Origin of the sequence: Butyricicoccus sp. AM05-1 (genome assembly GCF_003474415.1) — a bacterium.
Taxonomy (GTDB): domain Bacteria; phylum Bacillota; class Clostridia; order Oscillospirales; family Butyricicoccaceae; genus Agathobaculum; species Agathobaculum butyriciproducens.
This window is the reverse complement of sequence record NZ_QUDG01000014.1, coordinates 1-13900: the sequence shown is the minus strand read 5'-3', so window position 1 is coordinate 13900 and position 13900 is coordinate 1. Positions and strand designations below refer to the sequence as shown.

Sequence of the window (13900 nt, the reverse complement as noted above, 5' to 3'; positions counted from 1 at the left end):
TGCGGAAGAAAAAATCCTCTGCCGTTCCCCTATTTCGCAGCGGTCACATGACGGCAATCTGCGCCAGACCCTCTAAGGGAAAAGGGGTGAAAATCAGAGGGTGGAAAACCACAGGTTGTCTACCCTCTTGCGCGCATCGCCGCGTAGGTGAGTTCGTTTCGCTTCGCAAGTGCTAATCTCCGGAATTTCCCTATTGACACAGGCTGACTCTGCTTTGTACAATAAAACAAAACAACGAAACGAGGTGCCTGCTATGCACATCCACCATTTAGCGCTCCGCGTGCGCGATTTCGAGAAGTCGCTGCATTTTTACCAGACGCTCACCGAGCTCAAGATCCACACGCAGTTCTCCGCGAACGGCGGCAGCATTGCCTACCTGCAGAACGCCTCCGGCGAAACCCAGCTGGAGCTGATCGGCATGCCGGAGGGCGAGACCGTCAAGGCATCCGGTATGTTCCTCTGCTTCGGTACGGAGGACATCGCCAGCGCGCATGAGCGTGCTGTCCTGCACAGCATGAATCCGTCCGATATCCGTCAGCCGGAGCCGGACGCGCGCTACTTCTATGTTTACGATCCGGACGGTCTGTCCGTGCAGGTGCGTGAATACCGTTAAGGGAATACCGCATAATTGAACAAGAGCGATTTGCGAGCAAATTTTGCGTACTGACGAGGCGCAGTTTTGCGGTAATACTTGATGTATTACCGTGAAACTGCAACAAAGTCAGGACACAAAATTTCCGCAAAGCGCCGCAGCTTTAATTGTGCGGTGTTGCCTTAAAACAGATTTTTAAGCGTCGGACGCTGCACATCCGGCAAATGTCTCAGCTGAGCGAGCAGCTCCGCACGGTCGAGCGCCAATTCGTCCGTCAAGCCGTTTTGCTGCGCGGCAAGCATGCGGTCAAACAGCCGATCAGCCTGATCAATCTCGCTGTGCAGCAGCAGAGCGCCGAGCAGGGTCTGTGCTGCGTCCCATGTCTCCCGCGCTTCGTTTAGGCGGTCGTTCTCCACGTCGAGGGCGACCGCCTGTGCCGTGTTATCCACGGCTCTTATGCTCCGCACACTGCCGAGGATGAGCACGGCACACAGCACGGCAGCCGTCAGCAATCGCTTCATGCGCGACCCTCCTTTTTCTGCAGGAACGTGTTGCCGCAGTCGTCAAGCGTCATCAGGAACACGTCCTCGACCGCGATACTCTGGTTTTTCAGCCGCCGCTCGATATCCGCAGGGGAGAGGTGCAGCAGCTCGAGCGAGCGCGGAACCACCTTGCCGTCCGACACGACAACGAGCGGCAGACCGGTATCCTTGGGCGTAATGCCGAGCATTTCCGCCGTGACCGGCTGCTGCGGCTGCTTGAGAATAACCGTCAGCGTGCCGTCCGGCTCGATGACGCCGTATTTCACATCGGACACGGCTGCAACATTCTGCTTGCGGAGTGTCTCTATCACCTCGTCGGTCGTCAGCCGCATTTGCCGCAGCTTGTCAATATCGAGCTGACCCTTGCGGATGATGATGGCCGGCTGACCGTTCAGCAGCCGCCGGAATCTGCGGCTTTTGAGTGCGGCGAAGCTGAGAAAAATCTCGAGCACCACGAGCGTGGCGATCGGCACCAGACCGGAGAGCAGCGGAATCCCTAAATCCTGCATGGGCACAGCCGCCAGATCGGATACCAGAATGGTAACGACCAGCTCGGACGGGTCCAGCTCGCCAATCTGCCGTTTCCCCATCAGCCGCACGGCGCAGATGACCGCGCAGTATAAAATCAGCGTGCGCAGCAGCGGCACTGCCATACGCCCGCACCTCCTTCGCTTGTGAAAATCGCACAGTTTACCCGAGTAAAAACTGTACATGTTTGGTATTGTGTAGTATGGCGAAAAAACAAAGAAATATGCACGACAGTTTTCGCATATTTGCAGTCGGAAAGACGTTGACATTCTGAGAAAACGCCTTTATAATATAAACAACATTCAAAAAGATACAGGCTGCGAACGGAAAAGTAGCGTCCCGAACCCATGATAGAGAGCTGTCGGCTGGTGTAAGACAGTGGGAAACGGAAAGTGCGAAAGTCCTCCGGGAGCCGGATTGCTGAAATGAAATGAAACAGGGTTCAGTGTAAGCTATCCCGCATGATCTGCGTTAAACGATCGGGTGAGTGGTCATGCCGCCGAATAGGGCAGTGTGGCAAAAAGAGTGGTACCGCAGAGTTTTTGGTCTTTGTCTCTTTGTGAGACAAGGGCTTTTTGTTTATACGGTATCTTGCGGCAATCGTTATCCGGCTGCTGCATAAGTATGTATGCTATGTTGAAATGAGAGAAAGGAGGCGGATTCGCAATGGTAAAGAACGGCGCAGAGATTCTGATCGACGCACTTGTAGAGCAGGGAGTTGATACCATTTTCGGTTATCCCGGCGGTGCGGTTTTGAACATCTATGACGCACTTTACAAAAACAGCGACCGCATTCGACATATCCTGACCGCGCACGAACAGGGCGCGGCACACGCAGCGGACGGCTACGCCCGCGTGACCGGCAAGGTAGGTGTCTGCCTGGCAACGAGCGGACCGGGTGCGACCAACCTCGTAACCGGTATTGCTACCGCGTATATGGATTCCATCCCGATGGTTGCCATCACCGGCAACGTCGGCACCAGCCTCATCGGCCGCGACTCCTTTCAGGAGGTTTACATTGCCGGTATCACCATGCCAATCACCAAGCACAATTTCGTTGTGCGTGATGTGGAGGATCTGGCGGACACCGTGCGCGATGCGTTCCGCATTGCCGCTTCCGGACGTCCGGGTCCGGTGCTGATCGACATCCCGAAGGATATTACCGCCGCTAAGTGTGAGTTTATCCCGAAGGGCAAGGTTGAGATCAACGAGACCTACGAGATTTCGGACGAAGAGCTGCAGACCGTAGCGGATATGATTGCCGCCTCCGAGCGTCCGATGATCTATTACGGCGGCGGTGTTGAAACCTCTGACGCAGGCGACATGCTGCTGCAGCTGCAGCGCAAGGCGGATATTCCGTCGGCGCACACCATGATGGCCATCGGCTGCATCCCGGATACCGAGCCGCTCAGCCTCGGCATGATCGGCATGCACGGTACGGTTTCTGCCGCATGGGCGGTTGAGCGCTGTGACCTGCTGGTCTGCATCGGCGCCCGCTTCTCCGACCGCGTTGCGACCAACACCAAGCGTTTTGCACCGTCGGCGAAGGTTATCCACGTTGACATTGACAACGCGGAGATCAATAAGAACATCGGCGTTGACTATGCCATTGTTTCCGATGCGGAGACCTTCCTCGAAAAGGTTATGCCGTATATCAAGGAGGCAAAGCACGACGCATGGCGCGCGCAGATTGCTGAGTGGCAGACAAAGCTCGACTATGTGCCGAAGGACGACGAGAGCGTTATCCATCCGCACCAGCTGCTCCGCACGGTTGCGGAGGAGACCCCGGAGGACACCATTATCGCAACCGACGTTGGTCAGCACCAGCTTTGGAGTGCACAGTACAACGGCCGCAAGCACGTTCGTCAGTTCCTGACGTCCGGCGGTCTGGGTACGATGGGCTTCGGCTACGGCGCGGCAATCGGCGCGCAGGTGGCCTTCCCGGACAGAACGGTTGTCCACATCACGGGCGACGGCTCGTTCCACATGAATCTTAACGAGATCTGCACCGCGGTTTCCTATAACCTGCCGGTGATCACGATCATTATGAATAACCGCGTGCTCGGCAACGTGCGTCAGTGGCAGACCATGTTCTATGGCAGCCGTTACTCGCAGACCGATCCGCACCGCAAGACAGATTACGTCAAACTGGCCGATGCCTTCGGCGCACGCGGCGTCCGTGTTACCAATATCGCCGAGCTGCGCGACGCGCTGCGGGAAGCGGTGAAGCGAACCGGTCCTGTGCTGATCGACGCACAGATCGACAAGGACGAGCGCGTCCTGCCGATGATCCCGGCAGGCGGCACGGTTGACGATCTTGTAACGGAATAAGGAAGGAGAAATCATGGAAAAGTATATCCTTTCTGTCACCGTACAGAACAACGCCGGTGTTCTGGCACGCGTATCCAGCCTGTTTGGCCGCCGCGGCTACAACATCGACTCGCTGACTGTTTCGGCCACGACTAATCCGAAGGTTTCCTGCATGTCTATCATCGTGCAGGGCGACCATATGGTGCTTGAGCAGATCATGAAGCAGCTGGCAAAGCTGGAAGAGGTCATGCACGTTGTACACCTCGAAGAATACAGCTCCTGCTGCAGCGAGCTGGTATTCGTCAAGCTGCATACGCCGGACGTAAGTGTCCGCAGCGATATTCGCCAGCTGTGCGAGCTGTACGGCGCGCGCGTGGTCGATACGCAGGAGAGCGAGATCATCATCGAGCTGTCCGAAGTGCCGAGCCGCATCGATGCCTTCCTCGACGTCATCTCGAACTTTAAGATTCTCGAGATGAGCCGTTCGGGCGTTACGGCAATCGAAAAATAATGTTGGTTAATTAGGAGTTAGAAATTGGGAATGAAAAGCGCTGCCGCGCCGGAGAAATGTTTCATAACCGGGGAGGAAGCCCCTTGCAATCACTGATTACTGACTGCTGATTCATATAATTGACTCTTTATAAATTTTTAGGAGGAAATAAAAATGGTAAAGATGTTTTATGACGCAGACTGCAACCTGTCTCTGCTCGACGGCAAGACCGTTGCAATCATCGGCTTTGGCTCCCAGGGTCATGCTCATGCAATGAACCTGAAGGATTCCGGTGTACATGTTGTAGTTGGTCTGCGCCCGGGCTCCAAGCACGAGAAGAAGGCGAAGGACTACGGTCTGGAGGTTATGACTCCGGCTGAGGCAGCAGCAGCAGGCGATATCATCATGATGCTGACCCCGGATGAGAAGCAGGCTGACATCTACAAGGACGTTATCGCTCCGAACCTGAAGCCGGGCAACGTACTGGCTTTCGCGCACGGCTTCAACATCCACTTCAAGCAGATCGTTCCGCCGGCTGACGTTGACGTTATCATGGTTGCTCCGAAGGGCCCGGGTCACATCGTTCGTCGTGCATACGAAGAGGGTCAGGGTGTTCCGGATCTGGCTTGCGTATATCAGGACGCTTCCGGCAAGGCTATGGACATCGCTCTGGCATACGCCTGCGGTATCGGCGGCGGCCGTGCCGGCATCCTCGAGTCCACCTTCAAGACCGAGACCGAGACCGACCTGTTCGGTGAGCAGGCTGTCCTCTGCGGCGGCGTTTGCGAGCTGATGAAGGCTGGCTTTGAGACTCTGGTTGAGGCTGGCTACGCTCCGGAGAACGCTTACTTCGAGTGCGTTCACGAGATGAAACTGATCGTTGACCTGATCAACGAGGGCGGCTTCGCTAAGATGCGTTACTCCATCTCCGACACCGCTGAGTACGGTGATTACCGCACCGGCAAGCGCATCATCACCGAGGAGACCCGCAAGGAGATGAAGAAGATCCTGCGCGAGATCCAGGACGGTACCTTCGCATCCGAGTGGATTCAGGAGAACCGTGCAGGCGGTCGTGCCAAGTTCCTCGCTACCCGTGCTCTGGAAGCAGACACCGAGCTTGAGGAGACCGGCAAGAAGCTGCGCGGCATGATGAGCTGGCTGAAGAAGTAATCTTCTTCGTTTGAAATCACGATTTCAAACGAGGGGATATGCCGAGCTACGCTCGGACATATCCTGTGAGCAAATCAGCGCGTCGCTGCGCGGCACACTGATTTACTCCCTTGTGTAAAAACCGAGATACATGCTCCCGGTTTTTACGGATTGCGATGCAATCCGATTGAATGCGCGCCGCAGGCGCGTATAAAAAGCTACCCCGAACGGGCGGACGGATTTTCCCGTCCGCCCGTTTTTTCTATCAGGCAGTCTGCTGGACTGCTTTCAAAGGAGGAAAATCCCCGTGAGAAGAAGTGACAACATCACTGCAGGACCCGAGCGCATGCCGAACCGTTCGCTGCTGCGCGCCTGCGGTATGACCGACGAGGAAATGAATCAGCCGATCATCGGTGTGGTTTCGGCATATTCCGAGATCATCCCGGGCCATATCAACCTCGATAAGATCGCGGATGCGGTTAAGGCAGGCGTTCGCATGGCAGGCGGTACGCCGGTGCTCGTTCCGGCCATCGGCGTATGCGACGGCATCGCGATGGGCCACATCGGCATGAAATATTCGCTGGCAAGCCGTGAGCTGATCGCGGACAGCGTAGAGACGCTGGCGCAGGCGCACCAGCTGGACGGTCTGGTGCTCATCCCGAACTGCGACAAGATCGTGCCCGGCATGCTGATGGCTGCCGCTCGTCTGAACATTCCGTCCATCCTGGTTTCCGGCGGCCCGATGCTTGCAGGCCATTTCGGCGGTGAGGAGGTATCCCTGTCCAAGACCTTCGAGGCGGTCGGTGCCTACAAGGCCGGCATGATGGACGAGGAGACCTTCTACGAAGCCGAGTGCAATTCCTGCCCGGGCTGCGGCTCATGCGCAGGCATGTACACAGCAAACTCGATGAACTGCCTGTCTGAAGCCATCGGCATGGCGCTGCCGGGCAACGGCACGACCCCGGCGGTTTCGGCGGCCCGTATTCATCTGGCAAAGCACGCCGGCATGAAGATCATGGAGCTGATCGAGAAGGACATCAAGCCGCGCGACATCCTCACGCCGGCAGCATTCCGCAACGCGCTGACCTGTGAGATGGCGATCGGCTGCTCGACCAACTCGGTTCTGCACCTGCTGGCAATCGCAAATGAAGCAGGCGTTCCGCTGCAGCTTGAGACCCTGAACGAACTGTCCGGCAAGGTGCCGAACATCTGCCATCTGGCTCCGGCAGGCCCGCACCACATTGAGCAGCTTTACATGGCAGGCGGTGTTCCGGCCATCATGAAGGAGCTGACCAAGCGCGATTTCCTCGACCTGTCGCTCATCACCTGTACCGGCAAGACGGTCGGCGAGAACCTTGAGGGCGTTGTCAACAAGAATCCGGAGGTCGTTCGTCCGCTCGAGAATCCGTATTCGCAGACCGGCGGCATCGCTGTTCTGTGGGGCAACATCGCAAAGAACGGCTGCGTTGTCAAGCGTTCGGCAGTTGCGCCGGAAATGATGGTGCACGAAGGTCCGGCACGCGTGTTCGACTGTGAGGAGGACGCAATTTCCGCCATCTACAACGGCAAGATCGTGCCGGGTGACGTTGTTGTCATCCGCTACGAAGGCCCGAAGGGCGGTCCGGGTATGCGCGAGATGCTCAACCCGACCTCTGCGCTGGCCGGCATGAAGCTGGATACCACGGTTGCGCTCATCACCGACGGCCGTTTCTCCGGTGCGTCCCGCGGCGCATCCATCGGCCACGTTTCGCCGGAGGCTGCTTCCGGCGGCGAGATCGGTCTGGTGCAGGAAGGCGATATCATCTCCATCGATATTCCGAACAGTAAGGTAAATGTCAATGTTTCCGACGAGGAGCTGGAGGCACGCCGTGCCAAGTACGTTCCGCGTGAGCCGAATGTCAAGTCCGGCTGGCTGTACCGCTATTCGCGTCTGGTCACCTCTGCAGATCAGGGCGCTGTGGTTCGTTGATTTTTGCGTAATGAAAGAAGTCCGAAAATTTTTCGGACTTCTTTTAATTCTTCATTCCGCAATCGCAAAATTTCTACTCCAAGCGTAGACAGAACTGCACCGCAGTGCTATAATAAAGTAATTCTTGAAAAACGAAAAAGGGAGGTCATTTATTATGAAAAACCCTGAAAAGCTGCTTGATCTGCTGGCGCAGGACGCGCGTCTGACTCCGGCACAGCTGGCCGCGATGCTCGGTGAGACCGAGGAGGACGTGGCTGCTGCGATCAACGCGTATGAGAAGAATTCGACGATCCTCGGCTACAAGACCGTGGTCGATTGGGATAAAACATCCAAGGAGAGCGTAACCGCACTCATCGAGGTCAAGATCACCCCGCAGAAGGGTATGGGCTTTGATGAGATCGCCCGTCAGATCTATTCGCACCATCAGGTGGAGAGCGTGTATCTGATGAGCGGCGGCTTCGATCTGACCGTTATCATCAAGGGACGCACCATGCGCGAGGTTGCCCGCTTTGTCTCCGAGCAGCTGGCGCCGATGGAGAACGTGCTGTCCACCGGTACGCATTTCATCCTCAAAAAATACAAGGACAACAGTGTGGAATTCGACCCGGCAGACAGCGATAAGAGAGAGGTCATGGCATGGTGAACTACGAGCAGATTCTCTCTGCGCGTGTAAAAGAGGTACAGCCTTCCGGCATTCGCCGCTTTTTTGAACTGGCGGCTAAAATGCCGCACGCGATCTCGCTCGGTGTGGGCGAGCCGGATTTTGAAACGCCGTGGCAGATTCGCCGCGCCGGCATTCAGTCTCTGGAAAAAGGACAGACCTTCTATACCTCCAACTGGGGTCTCGCCGAGCTGCGCAATCAGATTGCTGCGCTCGTGCGCCGCAAGTACCGCCTGTGCTACGATGCGGACAAGGAGATCCTTGTGACGGTCGGCGGCTCTGAGGCGATCGACAACACCATCCGTGCGATTGTCAACGTGGGTGACGAGGTGCTCATTCCGGAGCCGAGTTTTGTATGCTACAAGCCGCTGACGCAGATGGCAGGCGGTGTTCCGGTGCCGCTGCCGACCCGCGCGGAGGACCAGTTCAAGCTGACGGCGGACAGTCTGCGCGCTGCTATTACACCGCGCACCAAGCTGCTCATTCTGCCGTACCCGAACAACCCGACCGGCGCGATTATGACGCGCGATGAGCTGCAGGCGATTGCGACGGTCATCAAGGACACGAACATCATCGTGCTGTCGGATGAGATTTACAACAGCCTGACCTACGGCCCGGATCGCCACGTCTGCTTTGCGGAGCTGGACGGCATGAAGGAGCGCACCATTGTTGTGGACGGTTTCTCCAAGTCCTATGCGATGACCGGCTGGCGTCTCGGCTGGGCAATGGGCCCGAAGGAGCTGATGCGCCACATCTGCAAGATTCATCAGTTCGGTATTATGTCCGCGCCGACGACCGCGCAGTTCGCGGGCATTGAGGCTATCCGCACCGGCGAGGACGATATCGAGCGCATGCGCGAGCAGTATGACCTGCGCCGCCGCTACCTGCTCGGCGAGCTGCGGAGCATGGGCCTCGAGTGCTTTGAGCCGCAGGGCGCGTTCTATATGTTCCCGTCGATCGAGTCTACCGGCCTGTCGAGTGACGAATTCTGCGAGAGACTGCTGCATGAGCAGGAGGTCGCGGTCATTCCGGGCAGCGCCTTTGGTGAGAGCGGTGAGGGTCATGTGCGTATTTCGTATTCGTACTCGATGAACCATCTGCGCGAGGCTTGCCACAGGATGCGTAAGTTTTTGCAGACTTTGCAGACGGAAAAGTGAGATAAAATGAAAGCACCGCCCGAAGTGGGCGATGCTTAATCGTTATGCAGGATTTCATGCGCTTCACGGATAGAAATGTTATGCAGACGGGTGTATTCCATTGTGGTTCTAATATAGCACAGCAGTGGGAAAAGGCAAACAAAAAGAACGCTCCATCGAGCGTTCTTTTTGTTTTCTTATGCAATTATGCCGGAACTTAGAACACGCAATACTGCTTCATATAAGCATCCATCAGCGGCAGCAGATGAGCATACTCCTCCTTATCCGCAAGATACTCGCGGATATCCTGCACGGTAACGAGTGCGTGCACCTTGATGCCGAACTCCTCGCCGACCTCCATAACAGCGGTCTTGCCCGGGTTCTGGCCGACCTCACAGCGGTTTACCGAAATGAACATATCGGTAACCTTCACATCTGCGCAGGCCTGCAGCACCGGCATGGTCTCGCGGATAGCGGTGCCTGCGGTGATTACATCCTCGATGATGATCACGCGGTCGCCGTCCTGCGGCTTGTAGCCGACGATATTGCCGCCTTCGCCGTGGTCCTTCGCCTCCTTGCGGTTGAAGAAGAACGGCTTGTCGATGCCGTAATTGCGGGCCAGCGCACCGGAAACCGAGGTAGCAAGCGGGATGCCCTTGTACGCCGGACCGAACATTGCGTCGAACTGATCGCCGACGGTCTCCTTGACCAGAGCTGCATAAAACTCACCCAGACGGGAGTTCTGAAGGCCGGTCTTGTAGTTGCCGGTGTTGACGAAATACGGGGTCTTTCGGCCGGATTTGGTTGTAAAATCGCCGAAACGCAGTACGTCGGCACTCATCATAAATTCGATAAATTCTTTTTTGGCAGCAGTAAGCATGATCGTTCCACCTTTTTCTATCAATATACTTATCCTCAGTATACCAGAATTTTCGGCAGGGAACAACCCTTTCTGTCAAGCGACGGTCAACAAATTGCACAAATACACAGGGAGATTAACGTGTTATGAACGGAAAACTGTCAAACTCCTGTTGCAGAAAATGAAAAAACGCGCTAAAATATAATAAGGCAACACCACACAATTAAAGCTGCGGCTTCTTGCGCAGGCTCCGGTCGCGCTGCCGCGGCGCTTTACGGAAATTTTGTGCCCTGACTTCGTTGTGATTTCACGGTAATACACAAAGTATTGCCGCAAAACCACGCCTCGCCGGTCCGCAAAAATTACTCGTAAATCGCTCTTGTTCAATTATGTGGTATTGCCTTAGGTATTCTATACCTTCAAGGACGATTCACAATCGTCAAAAACAAAAAGGTGGCTAACAACACAAATGGCATTTCACGGTTTTTCCGCAGAAGGCGTGGATCTTCTGCAACTGAATCGTCTGCAAAACAGCAAAGAATTTTACGATGCACACAAGGACGAGATCAAGCGGTTATCCATCCGGCCCTTTCACGAACTGATCGCAGAAATGACGCCGGAGATGGTCAAGATCGACCCGCAGTTCGTCACCGTGCCGTCCCGCATGGTATCCCGCGTGCGGCGCGATACCCGATATACCAAGGATAAGACGCTCTACCGGGCGAACATGTGGCTGTTCTTCCGCAGAGCACGACGGGAACGCGAATCTGTTCCCGCATACTACTTTGAACTGCATCCCGAATACTGGGCCTTCGGCTGCTGGGGCGCGTGGGGCAGAGGCGAAATGGAAGCGCTGCGCGAAATGATCCTCGCAGAAGACAGGCTGTTTCTTGACGCCTTTCGTGCGGTGAACAGCTGTCCGCAGGTGCACCTTGCGGGCGAGATGTACAAGCGCCCGAAATTCCCGGACGCAAAGCCGGAATATCAGGACTGGCTGAACCGCAAGGAGATCGGCGTGGATTACACAAACGGTGAGGACTTTGCTCCGGTGCTGGACGGCACGTTTGTTCCGTTCATGATGAAGACCATGCGGCAGCTTGCGCCGCTGTACAGACTGCTGCTCGCGGCGAAGGAACGCGCGGACGCGGCCGGACGGGAGGCGCTGCAATGAGATATCTTGCACTGGATTTCGAGACCGGAAACGCCTCGCCGCTGAGCGCGTGCGCACTCGGCGCAAGCGTGTTTGAGGATAATCAGCTGGTAGACGAGAAAATCTCGCTCATCCGTCCGCCGGAATGCGTGGGCAAGTTCCACTGGGGCAATGTTCGCGTCAACCACATCAAGGAGAAGATGGTCGCGGACGCACCGTCGTTCGCTGAGGTGTGGGAGCCGCTCGCCGACATCGCGGAGGGCAGCGTCATCGTGTGCCACAACGCTATGTTCGATACGAATGTGCTTTGCAGCTGTCTGGCGCATTACGGACTGAAAATGCCCGAATGCCGGTACTTATGCACGGTAAAGGTGTCCAAGCGGGTATGGCCTGAGCTGGAAAATCATAAACTGGATACGGTATCCGCCGCGCTGCACATCGACCTGAACCACCACGAGGCCGGGTCGGATGCGCGGGCTGCGGGACTGATCCTGCAGGCGGCTCTGCGCAGGACGGGCAGCGCGGACGCCGACGCACTGGCAGAAAAAATCGGCATGCGGCTCGGCCGGATTTCCTCGATGGGGAAAACGCCGTGCAGCATCGCCGGGGACCCCAAACCCCGGGAGCACAGACGGACAGCACGTCCGCGTAATACGGTGAAACGAAAAGGAGAGAACAAGCTATGAAAACCTATCTGGATAGTATTGACCGCGATGCACTGCGCAGCCGTGCCGAGCAGATGCTGCACACCGCAGGAAACGCTTGCGATCAGGCAGGACGCTTTATGAGCACCACGACCGAAAAGATCCGCGGCTTCTCGCTCATCGAGTTCTTCATCTACGAGACCTGCCTGCTGTCGTTCGGTCTGTGGCTGGGCACCTGCTTCTCTAAATTCTTCAAGAAGTTCCGCGCGATCATCTTCGCAGCGTTTGCCGCAACGTGGCTGTACCTGCTGTGGCGCGTGTTCTTTGATGAGGATGAGGACTAAGCGTATTCAATCTTCGTTTTCATCCTCTGACAGCTGACAGGAAGGAGTTTATTGTTGGAAGATCCCAATCAGGAAAAAAAGTCCCGGTTTGACCTGCAGCCGCACTATATCGAGTGGGGGCTGACTGCGTTAGGTGTCATTGTAGCCTGCGTGCTGGTCGTGTTCGTGCTGTTCCGCATGACAACAATCTGGGGCATAATCAAGAAGTTTTTCAGCATCCTCAGCCCGTTCATCTACGGCTTTGTAATGGCGTACCTGCTCATGCCGGTGTTCAACATGCTGTACCGCAATCTGCAGCCGCCGATGTCGCGTAAATTCAAAAACGGCACACGGCTTGCCAAAGGCTTGTGCAGCGCGCTGACGCTGGCCTTCGGTCTGGCGGTTGTAGGCGTGCTGCTGTGGATGGTGCTGCCGCAGCTGGTCACGAGTATCACCTCGCTGGTAGACTCGATGGACCTGTATATGAACGAGATATCCGGCTGGGTGGCGTCGCTGCTGCACAACAACCCGGAAATTGAGCACAGCTTCATGCGCCTGTACGATCAGTTCTCCGCACAGATAATGAACTGGGCGCAGAATGACCTGCTGCCGCAGCTCGGCAACATGATGAGCGGCGTTGTTACAACCGTAAACGTGCTGATGAACCTGCTGATCGGTGTCATTATCGCGCTGTACATTCTCAACAGCAAGGACACCTTCTGTGCACAGGCGAAAAAGATGACGTACAGCCTTTTCACGGTTGAAAAGGCGAATGCCATCATGGCCCGTGTGGCGCATATCCACCGCGTGTTCGGCGGCTTCATCACCGGCAAGCTGATGGACTCGTCGATCATCGGCGTGCTGTGCTTTATCGGTATGCGTCTTATGATCTCGTTCGGCTGGATGACCATGCCGACGTCGTACGCGCTCCTGATTGCGGTTATCATCGGCGTGACCAATATCATCCCGTTTTTCGGGCCGTTCATCGGTGCGGTTCCGAGCACCATTCTGATCATGGTCATCAGTCCGGTGCAGGCGCTGTATTTCGTCATTTTTGTGCTGCTGCTGCAGCAGTTTGACGGCAATATCCTCGGACCGAAAATCCTCGGCAACGCCACCGGACTGTCGAGCTTCTGGGTCATGTTCGCCATTCTGCTGTTCGGCGGCGTGATGGGCTTCGCGGGCATGGTGATCGGCGTGCCGCTGTTTGCTGTGCTGTACAGCATGTTGACCGAGAAGATCAATCATCTGCTGAAAAAGCGCGGTCTGTCCGTGGATACGAACGACTATCGCGGGCATAAGCGCATCGACCCGGAGACACACGCGTTCGTTGAAGCGCAGGAGACAACGCCTCCTGTGAGCGCAAAAGAGCGCCGCCGTGCGGCACAGCAGAAAGATCAGGAAAACAAAAACCAGTAATATGTGCAAAGAGGGACACTGCGAGGCAGCAGTGTTCCTCTTTTTTTGCGTTCTGATGCAGAACGGCAGAGTGTCGCTTGTGAAGCGAACGGAACTGCGCTGACGCCGCGCGGGCGCACAAGAGGGTA

General features: G+C 56.2%; 14 protein-coding genes and 1 other annotated feature. Of the genes, 11 read left to right on the top strand and 3 right to left on the bottom strand.

Annotated features, from left to right (window positions below; genetic code table 11):
* Positions 1-253 precede the first annotated feature (253 nt).
* Positions 254-613 (top strand): VOC family protein, encoded by a 360-nt coding sequence (locus DW088_RS14140; RefSeq protein ID WP_118361505.1) that lies wholly within the window; start codon positions 254-256, stop codon positions 611-613.
* Between the two features lie 161 nt (positions 614-774).
* Here the strand turns inward: DW088_RS14140 and DW088_RS14135 are convergent, their stop codons facing one another.
* Both DW088_RS14135 and DW088_RS14130 read right to left on the bottom strand, forming a co-directional pair.
* The gene (locus DW088_RS14135) at positions 775-1113 is read right to left on the bottom strand and encodes a DUF4363 family protein (RefSeq protein WP_118361503.1); all 339 of its coding nucleotides are present in this window, start codon (positions 1111-1113) and stop codon (positions 775-777) included.
* Complete coding sequence (locus tag DW088_RS14130) at positions 1110-1787, bottom strand: DUF421 domain-containing protein (RefSeq protein ID WP_158574711.1); 678 nt, start codon at positions 1785-1787, stop codon at positions 1110-1112. Before DW088_RS14130 ends, DW088_RS14135 begins: the two co-directional genes overlap by 4 nt.
* 185 nt (positions 1788-1972) lie before the next feature.
* Positions 1973-2222, top strand: a binding site (T-box leader).
* Positions 2223-2328: 106 nt separating this feature from the next.
* On the opposite strand from DW088_RS14130, the gene ilvB reads away from it, so the two are divergent.
* From ilvB to DW088_RS14100, 6 genes are all read left to right on the top strand, one after another.
* The gene (gene ilvB / locus DW088_RS14125) at positions 2329-3993 is read left to right on the top strand and encodes a biosynthetic-type acetolactate synthase large subunit (protein WP_118361499.1); all 1665 of its coding nucleotides are present in this window, start codon (positions 2329-2331) and stop codon (positions 3991-3993) included.
* A 13-nt stretch (positions 3994-4006) separates the two neighbouring features.
* Positions 4007-4483: an acetolactate synthase small subunit gene (gene ilvN / locus DW088_RS14120; RefSeq protein ID WP_118361498.1), complete on the top strand. Its 477-nt coding sequence runs from the start codon at positions 4007-4009 to the stop codon at positions 4481-4483.
* A 153-nt stretch (positions 4484-4636) separates the two neighbouring features.
* Entirely contained in the window at positions 4637-5632 is a 996-nt protein-coding gene (gene ilvC / locus DW088_RS14115; RefSeq protein WP_118361496.1) for a ketol-acid reductoisomerase, read from the top strand.
* A gap of 286 nt (positions 5633-5918) precedes the next feature.
* Entirely contained in the window at positions 5919-7580 is a 1662-nt protein-coding gene (gene ilvD / locus DW088_RS14110) for a dihydroxy-acid dehydratase (RefSeq protein WP_279217340.1), read from the top strand.
* Positions 7581-7734: 154 nt separating this feature from the next.
* Positions 7735-8223 carry an Lrp/AsnC family transcriptional regulator gene (locus DW088_RS14105; RefSeq protein WP_118361494.1) on the top strand — a complete coding sequence of 163 codons (489 nt, stop codon included), beginning with the start codon at positions 7735-7737 and terminating at the stop codon, positions 8221-8223.
* The gene (locus tag DW088_RS14100) at positions 8217-9398 is read left to right on the top strand and encodes a pyridoxal phosphate-dependent aminotransferase (protein ID WP_118361492.1); all 1182 of its coding nucleotides are present in this window, start codon (positions 8217-8219) and stop codon (positions 9396-9398) included. The genes DW088_RS14105 and DW088_RS14100 overlap by 7 nt, the downstream gene beginning before the upstream one ends.
* Before the next feature lie 196 nt (positions 9399-9594).
* Here the strand turns inward: DW088_RS14100 and pyrE are convergent, their stop codons facing one another.
* Positions 9595-10257, bottom strand: a complete 663-nt coding sequence (pyrE, locus tag DW088_RS14095; RefSeq protein ID WP_116705106.1) for an orotate phosphoribosyltransferase — start codon at positions 10255-10257, stop codon at positions 9595-9597.
* A 448-nt stretch (positions 10258-10705) separates the two neighbouring features.
* On the opposite strand from pyrE, the gene DW088_RS14090 reads away from it, so the two are divergent.
* The 4 genes from DW088_RS14090 to DW088_RS14075 are packed head-to-tail and all read left to right on the top strand — an operon-like array spanning position 10706 to position 13772.
* The gene (locus tag DW088_RS14090) at positions 10706-11407 is read left to right on the top strand and encodes a DUF2461 domain-containing protein (protein ID WP_118361490.1); all 702 of its coding nucleotides are present in this window, start codon (positions 10706-10708) and stop codon (positions 11405-11407) included.
* Complete coding sequence (locus DW088_RS14085) at positions 11404-12072, top strand: 3'-5' exonuclease (RefSeq protein ID WP_118361488.1); 669 nt, start codon at positions 11404-11406, stop codon at positions 12070-12072. Before DW088_RS14090 ends, DW088_RS14085 begins: the two co-directional genes overlap by 4 nt.
* On the top strand, positions 12069-12374 hold the full coding sequence (locus DW088_RS14080; protein ID WP_118361486.1) for a hypothetical protein: 306 nt from the start codon (positions 12069-12071) through the stop codon (positions 12372-12374). The genes DW088_RS14085 and DW088_RS14080 overlap by 4 nt, the downstream gene beginning before the upstream one ends.
* Before the next feature lie 54 nt (positions 12375-12428).
* Positions 12429-13772 (top strand): AI-2E family transporter, encoded by a 1344-nt coding sequence (locus DW088_RS14075; protein ID WP_243029969.1) that lies wholly within the window; start codon positions 12429-12431, stop codon positions 13770-13772.
* Positions 13773-13900: the final 128 nt, after the last annotated feature.